Origin of the sequence: Bacillus sp. FSL P2-0099 (genome assembly GCF_038007445.1) — a bacterium.
GTDB lineage: Bacteria > Bacillota > Bacilli > Bacillales > Bacillaceae_G > Bacillus_A > Bacillus_A mycoides.
Window position 1 is genome coordinate 2,279,620 of sequence record NZ_JBBOXE010000001.1, and the last position, 15,864, is coordinate 2,295,483.

The window sequence follows — 15,864 nt, forward strand, 5'->3', positions numbered from 1 at the left end:
CTATGAATGAACTTACAGCCGTAAAGGAACTGTCAGAAAAACTTTTAGAAGATTATAAGACAGAATCTTCATTCTTTTTCGCTTCACCAACTCGAACAATATTAGCAGAAGGAGAGTTTACTACAGTAAAACATCGTGAAATTGAAAGCTTTCCAGAACTTGTACAAGCGGTATTAAGTAATGCAAAACAAGCTGGAAATCCGAATCCTATCGTTGTTGGTGCTTTGCCTTTTGATCGTAGAAAAGAAGTTCAACTTATCGTACCAGAACATAGTAGAATTACTGAGCGTTTACAGTTAGAGACAACAAATGAGATAAAACGAAATGAGAAACTGACATTTGAAATGACACCGGTTCCAGCTCCTGAAGTTTATATGGATGGTGTGAAGCAAGGAATAGCAAAAATTCAGGACGGAGATTTAAGGAAAATCGTTCTATCTAGATCGTTGGATGTTAAGTCTTCCGAGAAAATTGATCAACAAAAACTACTTCGTGAATTAGCGGAACATAATAAGCACGGCTACACATTTGCTGTTAATTTGCCGAAAGATGAAAACGAGTACAGTAAGACGTTAATTGGAGCAAGTCCTGAATTACTTGTTTCACGTCATGGTATGCAAGTAATTTCTAATCCGTTGGCTGGCTCAAGACCACGAAGTGAGGATCCAGTAGAAGATAAAAGAAGGGCAGAAGAATTACTTTCTTCTCCAAAAGATTTACATGAACATGCGGTAGTAGTTGAATCGGTTGCCGCTGCGCTTCGCCCTTACTGTCATATATTACATGTTCCAGAAAAACCCTCAGTTATTCATAGTGAAGCAATGTGGCATTTGTCTACGGAAGTGAAAGGTGAACTAAAGGACCCAAATACGTCTTCTTTAGAACTAGCAATTGCCCTTCATCCAACGCCAGCAGTTTGCGGAACTCCAATGGAAGAAGCGAGAGAGGCTATTCAAAAAATTGAGCCATTTGACCGTGAATTCTTTACAGGAATGTTAGGGTGGAGCGATTTAAATGGAGATGGCGAATGGATTGTTACAATTCGTTGTGCTGAAGTGCAAGAGAATACACTTCGCTTATATGCAGGTGCTGGAGTTGTTGCTGAATCAAAGCCAGAAGATGAGTTAGCAGAAACATCAGCTAAGTTCCAAACAATGCTGAAGGCTTTAGGGTTAAGAGATAATTCGCTGAATGAAAAATAGGGGGAAGAAAGAATGTTAATAGGTTATACGGAATGGCCAAAAGAATTTGCCAATCGCTATCGAGAAGAAGGGTGTTGGCTTGGAGAAACATTTGGTTCGATGTTAAAAGAGCGCGCTGAAAAATATGGGGATCAAATTGCGGTTGTAAGTAGTAATACGCATATAACGTATAGTGAACTTGATAAAAAGGTAGATCGCTTAGCTTCAGGTTTACTGAATTTAGGAATAAAGAAAGAAGATCGAGTTGTAATCCAGTTACCTAATATTATAGAGTTTTTCGAAATATGCTTTGCGCTATTTCGCATTGGAGCACTCCCTGTTTTTGCACTACCTTCTCATCGCAGTAGTGAAATTAGTTATTTTTGCGAGTTTGGTGAAGCGAGTGCTTACGTTATTTCAGATAAGGCTCTCGGCTTTGATTATCGAAAACTAGCAAGAGAAGTGAAAGAGAAAGTTCCCGCTTTACAACATGTAATCGTAGTGGGGGAAGAAGAAGAATTCGTGAACATAACTGATCTTTATATGGATCCGATTCCGTTACCAGAAGTTCAGCCAAGTGATGTTGCGTTTCTCCAATTATCAGGAGGGACGACAGGCCTTTCTAAATTAATTCCTAGAACACATGATGACTATATTTATAGTTTACGTGTTAGCGCTGACATTTGTAATTTAAATGCAGAAAGTGTCTATATGGCAGTTCTTCCAGTAGCACACAATTACCCGATGAGTTCTCCAGGGACATTTGGAACTTTCTATGCGGGTGGAAAAGTAGTATTGGCAACTGGAGGTAGTCCAGATGAGGCATTTACTCTTATAGAAAAAGAAAAAGTTACGATTACAGCGCTCGTTCCACCATTAGCAATGATTTGGCTTGATGCGGTATCTTCCCGTAATAACGATTTATCAAGCCTGCAAGTTATTCAAGTAGGCGGTGCGAAATTTAGTGCCGAAGTTGCGAAGCGTATACGCCCTACATTCGGATGTACGTTACAGCAAGTGTTCGGTATGGCGGAAGGGTTAGTAAATTACACAAGACTAGATGATCCAGAAGAAATCATTATTCATACGCAAGGTAGACCGATGTCTACATTCGATGAAGTAAGGGTTGTTGATGAAAATGATAACGATGTAAAACCCGGTGAAGTAGGAAATTTATTAACAAGAGGGCCATATACAATTCGTGGTTATTATAAAGCGGAAGAGCATAATGCACGATCATTTACAAAGGATGGATTTTATCGTACAGGAGATCTTGTGAAAGTAAATGAACAAGGTTACATCATTGTAGAAGGAAGAGATAAAGATCAAATTAATCGTGGCGGTGAGAAGGTTGCTGCGGAAGAAGTTGAAAATCATCTATTAGCACATGATGCAGTACATGATGTAGCAATTGTATCTATGCCTGACGATTATTTAGGAGAACGCACTTGCGCTTTTGTTATCGCTCGTGGACAAGTCCTAACTGCAAACAAATTAAAAATGTTCTTAAGAGAACGTGGTATAGCAGCTTATAAGATTCCAGATCGAATTGAATTTATTGAATCATTCCCACAAACAGGTGTTGGAAAAGTAAGCAAAAAAGAATTACGTAAAGTCATTGCTGAAAAACTTATTACAGTAAAACAATAATAAAAATCGGAAGGAAGTGATTAGATGGCTATCCCATCTATTTCAGTATATAAAATGCCAATTGAATCAGAACTACCAAAAAATAAAGTGAATTGGACGCCAGATCCGAAACGTGCGGTTCTTCTAATCCATGACATGCAAGAATATTTTCTTGATGCATATAGCGATAAAGAATCGCCAAAAGTAGAACTAATTTCAAATATTAAGGTGATAAGAGAAAGATGCAAGGAACTTGGTATACCAGTTGTTTATACAGCACAACCTGGTGGACAAACGTTAGAACAACGAGGGTTATTACAAGACTTTTGGGGTGACGGTATTCCTGCTGGACCAGATAAAAAGAAAATTGTCGATGAGCTTACTCCAGATGAGGATGATATATTCCTAACCAAATGGAGATATAGTGCATTTAAAAAGACGAATCTATTAGAAATTTTAAATGAGCAGGGAAGAGATCAACTTATTATTTGCGGTATTTATGCGCATATTGGCTGTCTTTTAACAGCTTGTGAAGCATTTATGGATGGTATAGAGCCATTTTTTGTAGCAGATGCAGTTGCTGATTTTTCGCTAGAGCATCATAAACAAGCATTGCAGTATGCATCTAATAGATGTGCAGTAACGACATCAACAAACTTACTATTAAAAGATTTACAAAGTGTAAAAAGCGATGACAGTGAAGGAATCACTTTACAGAAAGTACATGAACTAGTTGCACAACTACTCCGTGAGCCAGTAGAGAGTATTGAAGTTGATGAAGACTTATTAAATAGAGGACTTGATTCGGTCAGAATTATGAGTTTAGTAGAGAAGTGGCGCCGCGAAGGGAAAGAAATCACTTTTGCAGATTTAGCAGAACGTCCAACTGTTGATGATTGGTACCGTTTACTATCTTCACAAGCAGCACAAGTGCTGTAACAAATAGACTACATAATAAAGGGGTAGTAAAGAATGCCTAATAGTCAAAAGATTCGTCATTCGTTATCATCTGCGCAGTCTGGTATGTGGTTTGCGCAACAATTAGATCCGCTTAATCCGATTTATAATACTGGGGAATATATAGAAATAAACGGAAATATTAATCATGAAATTTTCGAGTTAGCTGTACGTAAAGTGGTAAAAGAAGCAGAAGCACTTCATGTTCGTTTCGAAGAGAATGAAATTGGCCCATGGCAAGTTATTGAGGAATCGTCAACGTTTCATATGCATTTTATTGACGTTCGTAAAGAGGGAAATCCTGAAGAAGCTGCTAAGGAATGGATGAAAAATGATTTATCTGTACCAATAGATTTAAAAGAAGATAAATTATTTACTGAAGCACTTATTCAAGTTGAAAATAATCGTTTCTTTTGGTATCAGCGCATCCATCACATTGTGATGGATGGCTATGGATTTTCACTTCTTAGCCAAAAGGTAGCGAATGAGTATACATCACTTATAGAAGAAACAAATAAGAATGAAAAGCCATTTGGTTCTCTTGCCAAAATTGTACAAGAAGATAATGAGTATCGTGAATCTAAACAATTTCAGGAAAATCGTACTTTTTGGCTAGAAAAGTTTGCAGATGAACCGGAAGTTATAAGTTTAGCAGAACGAGCGCCGAGAACATCAAATGGATTTTTACGAGAAACTGCTTATTTATCAAATGCTAGTACGAAAACTTTACTAGAAGATATTAATATTTCGTTAACGAGTTGGCCCGAATTTGTTGTAGCTGTAACAAGTATTTATATGCATAAATTAACAGGTGCAAATGATATTGTTTTAGGTTTACCGATGATGGGGCGTCTTGGTTCTGTATCTATTCATACACCTAGCATGGTAATGAATTTAGTTCCACTTCGTCTAAAGTTAACTCCAAATATAACTTTTGCAGAATTAATACAGCAAGTTTCTAAAGAAATTCGAGACGTACGTCGTCATCATAAATATCGTCATGAGGAATTAAGAAGAGACTTAAAGTTACTAAGTGAAAATCAAAGGTTGTTTGGGCCGTTAGTGAATGTTATGCCTTTTGATTACGGGCTTAACTTTGCTGGAAATCGTGGTATTACACATAATTTATCAGCAGGACCTGTCGATGATTTATCGATAAATGTATATAAGCGCTTCGATGAAAATGAGCTAATGATTCATTTTGATGCGAATCCGGAAGTATATAACGGTGCGGAACTAGCATTGCATAAAGAAAGATTTATGAATCTATTAGAATTAGTGATAAATAATGATCACAAAGACGAGCCGATTGGAAAAATAAACATTACTCTTCCTGAAGAAAATCATAAAGTTTTATTGGAATGGAATGAAACTAAGAGAGCTGAAGAGCTAATTAATCTACCTATATTATTTGAAAAACAAGTACAAAAAAATTCAAATAATATAGCAGTTACTTGTAACGGGATAAAACTTACGTATAAAGAGCTAAATGAACGAGCAAATGAACTTGCAAACTATTTAGTAGAAGAAGGAATACAAGCAAATCAATTTGTAGCCTTAGTATTTCCGAGATCAATAGAAATGGTAGTTAGTATGTTAGCAGTTCTAAAGGCAGGTGCAGCATATTTACCGATAGATCCAGAATACCCAGCCGAGCGAATTAATTATATAGTAAATGATGCAAATCCGGTTTGTATCATAACACATTCATCTGTTTCATCTACTTTAGTTATAGAAAATGATATTAAAAAAATCATATTAGATAGCGAAGAAACGAAAATAGCGTTAAAAACATATTCTCATATGAATATATCATTTAAAAATAATGAATCACTTTTAAATCCAGCGTATACAATTTACACTTCAGGATCAACAGGAAATCCAAAAGGTGTAATTGTTTCTATGAAAGGTTTAAGTAACTTCTTATTGGCTATGCAACATACGTTTTCATTAAATGAAAACGATCATTTATTAGCGGTTACAACGTTTGCGTTTGATATTTCTGCTCTAGAAATATATTTACCTCTTATTAGTGGTGCAAGTATAACAATTGCTCAAAAAGAAGTAATCCAAGAGCCTTCTGCATTAACGACACTTTTACAAGAAGAAAGAGTGACAATTATGCAAGCTACACCGACGCTCTGGCAGGCGTTAGTAACTGAATATCCAGAGCGGCTACAAGAGCTAAACGTACTCGTTGGTGGTGAAGCTCTACCAGCACATTTAGCAAATAAATTAAAAGAATTAGGTTGCTCTATAAGTAACTTATATGGACCAACTGAAACGACAATTTGGTCTACTTACATGAATATTGATGAAAGTGAAAGTGGTATACCTCCTATTGGAAAGCCAATTTGGAATACAGAAGTATATGTATTGGATGCAGGGTTACAACCAGTTCCACCTGGAGTTATAGGCGAATTATATATTGCAGGGGAAGGGCTTGCAAACGGATATTTAGGAAAACCTGAGTTAACAGCTGAACGGTTTGTTGCAAATCCTTATGGGAAAGCTGGAGCACGTATGTATCGCACAGGTGATCTTGTGAAATGGCGTAACGATGGTGTGTTAGAGTACATTAGTCGCGCAGATCATCAAATTAAAATTCGCGGTTTCCGAATTGAATTAGCTGAAATTGAAACGGTATTACAACGACATAAAAATATTCAACAAGCGGTAGTAATGGTACGAGAAGATCGCCCAAATGATAAACGAATCATCGCGTATATCGTTGCCGAAGAGAAGGAACCAATTAATCTTTCAGAAATTCGTTCTTATGTTTCAGAAAGTTTAGCGAATTATATGGTACCATCGGCATTTGTTGTGCTAGAAGAATTACCATTAACGCCAAATGGTAAGATTGATAGAAAGAAATTACCTGCTCCTGATTTTAATGGAATGAACAATGAGAGAGTTGCTAGAAATCCGAAAGAAGAAATATTATGTGATTTATTTGCTGAGGTACTTGGTGTTTCACGAATTAGTATAGATGATAATTTCTTTGAAATGGGTGGCCATTCGCTTCTTGCATCTCGTTTAATGGCAAGAATTCGTGAAACGTTAAGTGTAGAATTAGGAATCGGAAAGCTATTTGAATTACCAACTGTTGCTGAATTAGCGAAACAATTGGATCATGCAAAAAGCGCAAGACCAGCTATTAAGAAAGTAAGTAGGCCAAATGAAGTTCCACTTTCATTTGCACAGCGCAGGTTATGGTTCTTAAATTGTTTAGAAGGTCCAAGTCCTACTTATAATATTCCGTTAGTCATTCGTATGTCTGGAAAATTGAATGAGGAAGCACTGCAAGGTGCCTTTTATGATGTAGTGAAGAAACATGAAACACTTAGAACAATTTTCCCTAATGTATTAGGTAGTTCATATCAGGAAATTTTAAATATGGAAGACTTAAATCTAGAAATGATTATAACAAAAACATGTAAAGATGAATTAGAAAGTGTACTTTCAGAGGCGGTAAAATATAGCTTTAACCTTGATGTTGAGCCAGCAGTTCGTTTGCAACTTTTTAAAGTGAGTGAAAACGAACATGTTTTACTAATTCTTTTGCATCATATTGTAGGAGATGGATGGTCATTACAACCGTTAACGAGAGACTTTACAGCGGCTTATAAAGCACGATGTCAAGGTGATAGTGTTCAACTAGAAACCCTTCCAGTTCAATACGCAGATTATTCACTATGGCAACAACAGCTATTAGGTGATGAAACAAAACCAGACAGTATTATTTCAACACAATTAGATTTTTGGAAAGAAGAGTTAAAAGGTTTACCAGATCAAATGGAGTTACCTACAGATTACCAGCGCCCAATTGAAACTAGTTATCGCGGGGAAACAATTCATTTTCATTTAGATGAAGGTATGCATAGTAGGTTAGTGGAGCTCGCTCGTAAAAATGGAGTTAGTTTGTTTATGGTGTTGCAAGCAGGACTAAGTGCCTTATTTACAAGATTAGGTGCTGGAACTGATATACCATTAGGTAGTCCGATTGCTGGAAGAAACGACGATGTACTCACGGATATAGTTGGTTTATTTGTAAATACATTAGTGTTACGCACTAATACATCAGGAGATCCAAGTTTTAAAGAATTATTAAATAGAGTGAAACAGGTAAACCTTGCAGCTTATGAAAATCAAGATGTTCCATTTGAACGACTTGTTGAAGTGTTAAACCCAGTACGAACTCGAAATAGCCATCCGCTGTTTCAAGTTATGTTAGCTTTCCAAAATACGCCAGAAGCAACGTTTAATGTACCGGATTTAGAAGCGAGCCTTGAAATTCAAAGTGTTGGTTCTGCAAAATTTGATTTAACATTTGAAATTAGCGAGAGTAACGGAGTTGATGGTACTCCAAACGGCTTACACGGATTGTTAGAGTTTAGTACCGATTTATATAAACGTGAAACGGTTCAAAAACTAATAGAACGATTCATTCTATTATTAGATGATGCAGAGAAACATCCGGATCAATCAATTGGTAGATTAGAAATATTAACTTTAGCAGAGCGAAATACAGTTTTAGAAAAGTGGAATGGTGGTTTTCAAATTGTACCTGAAATGACATTGCCACAATTATTTGAAAAGCAGGCTCATGTAAATCAAAATTCTATTGCTGTCGTCTTTGAAGATGAAAAGCTAACTTATGAAGAGTTAAATAGAAAAGCGAATAAAATAGCTCGTTTGTTAATAGCGAAAGGAATCGGTCCTGATCAACTTGTTGCTTTAGCGATGCCGAGATCTTTAAATATGGTTGTAAGCTTACTTGCTGTTCTTAAAGCTGGTGCGGGATACCTTCCGTTAGATCCGGATTATCCGTCAGATCGTATCTCATTTATGCTACACGATGCGAAACCATCATGTGTTTTAACAAATTCAGATGTGGAAATTGAATGTGATGAAGCACTAAAGGTTTTAGTTGATGATGTGAACGTAATAGAAGAAATTGAGAAATATAGTGAAGACAATATAGATGAAATGGAGCGCATGAAGCCGTTATCTCCTTCACATATTGCTTACGTTATTTATACGTCAGGCTCAACAGGTAGACCGAAAGGGGTTATGATACCTCATCAAAATGTAGTAAGACTTTTAGGAGCAACTGATCATTGGTTCCAATTTGACGCAGAAGATGTGTGGACGATGTTCCATTCATACGCTTTTGATTTCTCGGTTTGGGAAATTTGGGGACCTTTATTATATGGAGGGCGTTTAGTTGTAGTACCACATACTGTAAGTCGCTCGCCGAAAGAATTTTTACAACTGCTTGTTAAGGAAAAGGTGACTGTTTTAAACCAAACTCCATCAGCGTTCTATCAATTGATGCAAGCCGATCGTGAAAATGAAGAGATTGGTCAAAAATTATCTTTACGATATGTTGTTTTTGGAGGAGAAGCACTTGAACTAAGTCGATTAGAAGATTGGTATAGTCGTCATCCTCATAACTCACCGAAGCTTATTAATATGTACGGTATAACGGAGACGACGGTACATGTTAGTTATATTGAATTAGATGAGAGCATCGTCTCTTTACGAGCAAATAGTTTAATCGGGTGCAGTATACCGGATCTTAAAGTATACGTATTAGATAACTATTTACAACCGATGCCACCTGGAGTAGTTGGAGAAATGTATGTTGCAGGTGCAGGACTGGCTCGTGGATATTTAGGAAGAGCAGGATTAACTGCTGAACGTTTTATCGCAGATCCATTTGGTAAGCCAGGCACAAGAATGTATCGTACAGGAGACCTAGCGCGCTGGCGTCAAGATGGGACGTTAGATTATATAGGACGTGCAGATCATCAAATTAAAATTCGTGGATTCCGAATTGAATTAGGGGAAATAGAAGCGGTAATAATGAAACATCCTAAAGTTGAACAAGTAGCTGTTATTGTACGAGAAGATCAACCAGGGGATAAACGATTAGTTTCTTATATCGTCGCATCAAATAATGAAACGATTGATACGAATGAAATGCGTCAGCATGCAGGAGGTAGTTTACCAGATTACATGGTTCCGTACGCTTTTGTAGTAGTAAATGAGTTGCCTTTAACTCCAAACGGTAAATTAGATAGAAAGGCATTGCCAGCTCCAGAATTTATTGCATCATCTTCTAGCCGCGGACCAAGAACACCGCAAGAAGAAATGTTATGCGACTTGTTTACAGAAGTTTTAAGTGTGTCTCAAATTGGAATTGATGATGGATTCTTTGATCTTGGTGGTCATTCACTTCTTGCAGTGCAGCTGATGAGCCGTATTAAAGAGGCACTTGGGGTTGAACTAAATATCGGAACTTTATTTGCAGCACCTACTGTTGCAGGGCTTGCTGAAAGACTTGAAATGGGGAATGGTCAAAGTGCACTTGATGTGTTGCTTCCATTACGAGCAAGCGGAGATCAATTACCACTATTTTGTGTACATCCAGCAGGTGGATTAAGTTGGTGCTATGCAGGACTTATGAAATCTTTAGGAACAGATTATCCAATCTATGGTGTACAAGCACGTGGTATCGCTGAAAATGAAGAACTTCCAAAAAGCTTAGAGGAGATGGCGGCGGATTATTTAAAACACGTTCGTGAAATACAGCCTCACGGACCATATCGTTTACTCGGATGGTCGCTTGGAGGAAATGTTGTTCATGCTATGGCGGCGCAACTTCAAAATGAAGGGGAAGAAGTAGAATTACTCGTTATGCTGGATTCGTATCCTGGTCACTTCTTACCGAATACGGAAGCACCTACTGAAGAAGAAGCGTTAATCGCATTACTTGCTTTAGGTGGATATGATCCAGATAACATGGATGGTAAACCACTTACTATGGAAAGTGCGGTTGCAATACTTCGCAAAGATGGAAGTGCATTAGCAAGTCTTGAGGAAGAGACTATTTTAAACTTGAAAGAAACATATGTAAATTCAGTAGGGTTGTTAGGGAAATACGTGCCAAAAGTTTATAACGGGGATATTTTATTCTTTAGATCTACTGTTATACCAGACTGGTTTGATCCTATTTCTCCAAATACGTGGCTAAATTATTTAGACGGGGAAATCGTGCAGCATGACATTGATTGTAGACATAAAGATTTATGTCAGCCAGGCCCACTTACAGAAATTGGACAAGTGCTAGCGAAATATTTGCAGAATAAGAAAGGGGTAAGTAAAGTATGACGAATCCATTTGAAAATGATAATTACACATATAAAGTATTAATGAATGAGGAGGGCCAGTATTCTCTCTGGCCTGCCTTTCTCGATGTACCAATTGGATGGAATGTCGTACATGAAGAAGCTAGCAGACAAGTTTGCTTAGAATACGTTGAAGTTAACTGGAATGATTTAGAGCCGAAAAAAAATCAAATTAGCGAAAAAATATTAGTAGGAAAACAATAATGAAAGTAAAAATAAATCCAAAAGTAGTTGTAAGCATCGTTTATATAACAGCGATGTTTATGGCTGCGATGGATGCAACGATTGTGAATGTAGCACTGCAAACGATAAGCAAAGAACTGCAAGTGCCCCCATCTGCAATGGGGACTGTAAATGTTGGGTATTTAGTTAGCTTAGCTATTTTCCTTCCGATTTCTGGTTGGTTAGGAGATCGCTTTGGTACGAAAAAAGTATTTTTAACTGCCCTTTTCGTTTTTACAATTGCATCTGCACTATGTGGAATTGCTAATGATATTACTTCATTAAACATTTTTCGTATCATTCAAGGTGCTGGTGGCGGACTTTTAACACCAGTCGGGATGGCGATGTTATTCCGAACATTTTCACCAGAGGAAAGACCAAAAATTTCTCGATTTATTGTACTTCCAATTGCTGTAGCACCAGCGATCGGACCAATTATTGGTGGTTTCTTTGTAGATCAAATGTCTTGGCGCTGGGCATTTTATATTAATCTGCCGTTTGGTATCATTGCGTTGCTATTTGGACTTCTATTTTTAGCAGAGCATATTGAAAAATCGGCTGGTCGTTTTGATTCTCTCGGTTTTGTTCTTTCAGCACCAGGTTTTGCGATGCTCATCTATGCACTCAGTCAAGGCCCGTCAAAAGGTTGGGTTTCTCCAGAAATAATTAGTATTGGGATAGCTGGGATTGTATTACTTACATTGTTTATTATTGTAGAACTTAAAGTAAAGCAACCGATGTTAGATTTACACTTATTAAAAGAACCGGTCTTTAGAAAAATGAGTCTTATTTCGTTGTTTTCATCAGCTGGTTTACTAGGAATGTTATTTATTTTTCCGCTTATGTATCAAAATGTAATAGGAGTTTCCGCGCTGGAATCGGGTCTTACTACATTCCCAGAGGCGATTGGATTAATGATTTCTTCGCAGATTGTACCATGGTCATATAAGAATTTAGGAGCTCGAAAGGTAATCTCTATTGGATTAGTAAGTACGGCGGTTATCTTTATTTTATTAAGTTTTGTAAATCATGATACGAATCCATGGCAAATTCGGGCACTATTGTTTGGCATTGGTATTTTCTTAGGTCAATCTGTCGGTGCGGTTCAATTTTCTGCTTTTAACAATATTGCACCACCTTCTATGGGGAGAGCAACTACTATATTCAATGTGCAAAACCGATTAGGATCTGCAATAGGAGTTGCTGTTTTAGCTAGTATACTATCTGGTTTTGGAAGTAATAACGTACAGAATAATGCACAGTCAGATTTTTTACCATATCAAGCAGCATTAATTGGATCAGCAATATTTTTACTCATAGCATTACTATTTTCTTTACGTATTTCCGATAAAGAGGTAATGTCAAAGAAGAATAAAAAGCCGTTATCTGTATTACAAAAAGAGAAAGAAGTTGTAAATGAATGAGTTGCAGCATGCTAATACTCTTTTAAAATAAAGTAATATTGGCATTTAAAAGGAGAGAGTTTACATGATAGAGAGTAAAGTTGTAGATTCTGTACCAACCCTTAATGAGAATAGTTGTCAAATATGGTGGGCAAGAATTTCAGATTTACAATCATGGCATTACAATTTACTAAATGATGTAGAGCGAGAGAAAGCAAATTCATATCATCATTCGGCAGACCGTGCGCGTTTTATAATAGGTTGTGTAATTAGTAGATTAGTACTTGGAAAGGTACTTTCTATGTCGCCAGTTCAAGTGCCAATTGATCGAATGTGCCCAGTATGTAAATTACAACATGGCAGACCACAGTTACCAGAAGGGATGCCGCAAATATCAGTCTCACATTCGGGTGAGTGGGTTGTTGTGGCATTTACTAAATCTGCACCTGTGGGTGTTGATGTTGAGCAAATGAATCCAAATATAGATGTTATGAAAATGGCAGAGGGCGTATTAACAGACATTGAAATAGCACAAGTTATGAAATTACCTGATGAGCAGCGACTAGAAGGGTTTTTAACATATTGGACTCGAAAAGAAGCAGTGCTGAAAGCGACAGGTGAAGGACTATTGATTCCACCAGTAGAAATTACAGTATCAGCTCCAAATGACCCTCCAAAATTGTTGATTTTTAAAGATAGACAAGAGTTAGCAGAAAATACAATGATGGAAGATGTAAGACCTAGTTTAGATTATATGGCTTCCATTGCAATATTTAGTAAAGAAGTAACTGAAATTACGCAGTTAGACGCGGGATTGCTATTAAATCATCGTTAATTTTTAATAAAATTTCTTATAGAAGAGGTGTTCCTCATGTTAGTAGCGGAAAATAGAAAAACTGAATTAACTTATAATGTACAGGCAATTAAAGATATGTTGTTTTCTAGAAATACGTCATCTATTCTAGCTTTAGAAAAACTTGTAAAAGATACAGTTCAGTTTGATGTACTTGAACAGGAAGCGCTCGATAGACAATACATTCCGAAAGAAGCAAAGAATTTCTTTGATAAAAACGGAACATTTCTTTATCGCGTATCTAATGTTAGTTATAAAGGTAAGGTGTTATCTGAAAATCTAATTTTTGCAGACACTTCGTTTTTACCGGATACAATAAAGAGTGAATTAGAGAGTGGAAATATTCCTGTTGAAAACCTTATAGAAAAGATGGAAGTAAGAAGAAACGTATTATATGAAGGATATCAGCCATCTGGAAATATTATCGAATTGTTTGATGGATGTTCTGTTGCGGCGAATGTTTATCCAACTAGAAAATATCAAATTGTAAGTAACTGCAAATGTGTATTTTATATTTGTGAAGTGTATCATGCAGAGAATATAAAGGAACTGCTTAAATAAGAAATAAACAATAAACAAGAAACCAGCCTATAAAATGGCTGGTTTCTTGTTTATTTAACAGCTTCTTTTAATTCTTTTCCTGCTTTAAATGCTGGAACTTTACCAGCAGCAATCTGAATTTCTTCTCCAGTTTGCGGATTACGCCCTGTACGAGCAGATCTTTCACGCACTTCAAAAGTTCCAAAGCCGATTAGTTGCACTTTATCGCCAGATTGTAATGCATTAGCAATTGTGTCAAATACGGATTGTACAGCTGCAGAAGCATCCTTTTGAGAAATATCAGCTGATTGTGCTACATTTTTAACTAATTCTGTTTTGTTCATGTTTTCACCTCATAAAAAATTTTTTAGAATGAATGTTTTAGTATAATGGTTAGTAAAGATAAAGCTAACTTTGTGATTAGAAAGAATGCTGTATATTTATGTTAATTTCGTTGAAAGAAACTGAATCCCTGCTAATATTTAGGGATTAATTAAGAATTGATGCATACAACAAGCTGTAATATGAGGATGAGGGGGAATATACGGATGATTTTTCGTGAAAAGAATGAGAAAGAAAGTATATTAATTCGTCAACATGATCATGGTTTTTTAGCTGGTGAAATTGCAAGACATATAATAGAAGATTTTTTTGAAGATAAAATATACTTAAAAGAGACAATTGATGCTATATATGAGCATGATAGAGGATGGATAGAGCTTGATAAAGTACCAATTTTGAATGATGCTAAAAATATTCCATATACATTTATGGATTGTCCAAGTTCATTACGCTTTGTTTTTTATACGATTGGTTTGAATGCAGTTGAAGAGTCAAATCCATACGGGGCGCTACTTTGTAGTAAGCACTTTTTATCATTTTCATTAAATGAGGAAGATGAAGAGATGATGTCTTTTTATAAAAATGAATTGGAACGACAAAAAAGAATTTTGAAAACGTTAACAAAAGAACAATATGCGATGTTTGATAAACATTATAGATTATTAAAGTTTTGTGATGAACTTTCCTTATATGTATGTATGAATAAACCTGGTGTAAAAAAGAAAGATGAAATTGATTTATTTAAAGAGGGTTTTGAAGGAACAGAAATGTTTAATAGTAAGGGGGAGAAGCCTATTCAAGCTGAATGGGTGGATGAAGAAACAATTCAAATAACATCGTTTCCATTTAAAGCGGAATTTCATACGTATGTAAAATATAAAACTATAAATAAACATGAAGTTAAAGAAAAAGGGATTGTAAAAGCTGATAGAGAATCGGAAATGAAGAAGCAAAACATTCGTTTCATACAATAAGGAGGCGATTTAGATTGAAAGATTACATGTTAAAACAGTTTGATTACCATGCTTGGGCTAATACACGATTATTCAACCGACTAAAAGAGTTACCAAACTATGAGACAATTTTTAATGAACAGATACAGAGTGTATTCCCATCAATTAAGGATACTTTTGTACATATTTATATTACAGATCAAGTGTGGTTACACATATTGCATGGTAAAAGTATGGGTGAAGTAATACAAGACCGAGAAAAATTACGAAAACAAATCGAAACTAAATCGTTACATGAATTAGAAAAAATGTTTGAAAACATGGCAAATCAATATAAAGAATTTTTAAGTAGAATACAAGACGTAAATACTGTATTTGTTATTGAGAACCCATATGCAGGTGCATTAGACACTTCCATTTTAGAGTTAGTGCAACACGTCGTAAATCATGGTACATATCATAGAGGGAATATAACAGCAATGATCCGTCAACTTGGTTATTCATCTACAATGATGGATTTTGTACTTTATTTACATATGGTTCAGGAGGGAAAGGAATTGAAATAGAGAAAAAAGGAATGGCTTATTATAA

At 36.1% G+C, this 15,864-nt stretch carries 11 protein-coding genes; 10 read left to right on the top strand and 1 reads right to left on the bottom strand.

Going from position 1 to position 15,864, the window contains the following annotated elements; genetic code table 11:
* Positions 1-2: 2 nt before the first annotated feature.
* The 8 genes from dhbC (at position 3) to MKY90_RS11745 (ending at position 13,999) form a co-directional block, all read left to right on the top strand.
* Positions 3-1,202, top strand: coding sequence for an isochorismate synthase DhbC (dhbC, locus tag MKY90_RS11710; protein ID WP_098168157.1), 1,200 nt, complete (start codon positions 3-5; stop codon positions 1,200-1,202).
* A gap of 12 nt (positions 1,203-1,214) precedes the next feature.
* A complete protein-coding gene (locus tag MKY90_RS11715) occupies positions 1,215-2,831 on the top strand; it encodes a (2,3-dihydroxybenzoyl)adenylate synthase (RefSeq protein ID WP_098168158.1) in 1,617 nt (538 codons plus the stop codon).
* 24 nt (positions 2,832-2,855) lie between these two features.
* A complete protein-coding gene (locus tag MKY90_RS11720; protein ID WP_098168159.1) occupies positions 2,856-3,749 on the top strand; it encodes an isochorismatase family protein in 894 nt (297 codons plus the stop codon).
* Between the two features lie 33 nt (positions 3,750-3,782).
* On the top strand, positions 3,783-10,943 hold the full coding sequence (locus tag MKY90_RS11725) for an amino acid adenylation domain-containing protein (RefSeq protein WP_341091398.1): 7,161 nt from the start codon (positions 3,783-3,785) through the stop codon (positions 10,941-10,943).
* Complete coding sequence (locus MKY90_RS11730) at positions 10,940-11,164, top strand: MbtH family protein (protein ID WP_000184075.1); 225 nt, start codon at positions 10,940-10,942, stop codon at positions 11,162-11,164. Before MKY90_RS11725 ends, MKY90_RS11730 begins: the two co-directional genes overlap by 4 nt.
* Entirely contained in the window at positions 11,164-12,606 is a 1,443-nt protein-coding gene (locus MKY90_RS11735; RefSeq protein ID WP_098168161.1) for an MDR family MFS transporter, read from the top strand. Before MKY90_RS11730 ends, MKY90_RS11735 begins: the two co-directional genes overlap by 1 nt.
* A gap of 64 nt (positions 12,607-12,670) precedes the next feature.
* A complete protein-coding gene (gene sfp / locus MKY90_RS11740; RefSeq protein WP_002031914.1) occupies positions 12,671-13,420 on the top strand; it encodes a 4'-phosphopantetheinyl transferase Sfp in 750 nt (249 codons plus the stop codon).
* Between the two features lie 36 nt (positions 13,421-13,456).
* Positions 13,457-13,999, top strand: coding sequence for a hypothetical protein (locus MKY90_RS11745; RefSeq protein WP_002012778.1), 543 nt, complete (start codon positions 13,457-13,459; stop codon positions 13,997-13,999).
* A gap of 50 nt (positions 14,000-14,049) precedes the next feature.
* Here MKY90_RS11745 and MKY90_RS11750 read toward each other — a convergent pair whose 3' ends face one another.
* Positions 14,050-14,322, bottom strand: a complete 273-nt coding sequence (locus MKY90_RS11750) for an HU family DNA-binding protein (protein ID WP_002012780.1) — start codon at positions 14,320-14,322, stop codon at positions 14,050-14,052.
* A gap of 204 nt (positions 14,323-14,526) precedes the next feature.
* On the opposite strand from MKY90_RS11750, the gene MKY90_RS11755 reads away from it, so the two are divergent.
* Both MKY90_RS11755 and MKY90_RS11760 read left to right on the top strand, forming a co-directional pair.
* The gene (locus MKY90_RS11755) at positions 14,527-15,294 is read left to right on the top strand and encodes a DUF3891 family protein (protein ID WP_061688769.1); all 768 of its coding nucleotides are present in this window, start codon (positions 14,527-14,529) and stop codon (positions 15,292-15,294) included.
* A 14-nt stretch (positions 15,295-15,308) separates the two neighbouring features.
* Positions 15,309-15,839: a DinB family protein gene (locus MKY90_RS11760; protein ID WP_341091403.1), complete on the top strand. Its 531-nt coding sequence runs from the start codon at positions 15,309-15,311 to the stop codon at positions 15,837-15,839.
* Positions 15,840-15,864: the final 25 nt, after the last annotated feature.

Excerpts from the sequence above, each read along its gene's own strand:
- dhbC (WP_098168157.1), top strand. The coding sequence starts at position 3 with ATGAATGAACTTACAGCCGTAAAGGAACTGTCAGAAAAACTTTTAGAA.
- MKY90_RS11715 (WP_098168158.1), top strand. The coding sequence starts at position 1,215 with ATGTTAATAGGTTATACGGAATGGCCAAAAGAATTTGCCAATCGCTAT.
- MKY90_RS11720 (WP_098168159.1), top strand. The coding sequence starts at position 2,856 with ATGGCTATCCCATCTATTTCAGTATATAAAATGCCAATTGAATCAGAA.
- MKY90_RS11725 (WP_341091398.1), top strand. The coding sequence starts at position 3,783 with ATGCCTAATAGTCAAAAGATTCGTCATTCGTTATCATCTGCGCAGTCT.
- MKY90_RS11730 (WP_000184075.1), top strand. The coding sequence starts at position 10,940 with ATGACGAATCCATTTGAAAATGATAATTACACATATAAAGTATTAATG.
- MKY90_RS11735 (WP_098168161.1), top strand. The coding sequence starts at position 11,164 with ATGAAAGTAAAAATAAATCCAAAAGTAGTTGTAAGCATCGTTTATATA.
- sfp (WP_002031914.1), top strand. The coding sequence starts at position 12,671 with ATGATAGAGAGTAAAGTTGTAGATTCTGTACCAACCCTTAATGAGAAT.
- MKY90_RS11745 (WP_002012778.1), top strand. The coding sequence starts at position 13,457 with ATGTTAGTAGCGGAAAATAGAAAAACTGAATTAACTTATAATGTACAG.
- MKY90_RS11750 (WP_002012780.1), bottom strand. The coding sequence starts at position 14,322 with ATGAACAAAACAGAATTAGTTAAAAATGTAGCACAATCAGCTGATATT.
- MKY90_RS11755 (WP_061688769.1), top strand. The coding sequence starts at position 14,527 with ATGATTTTTCGTGAAAAGAATGAGAAAGAAAGTATATTAATTCGTCAA.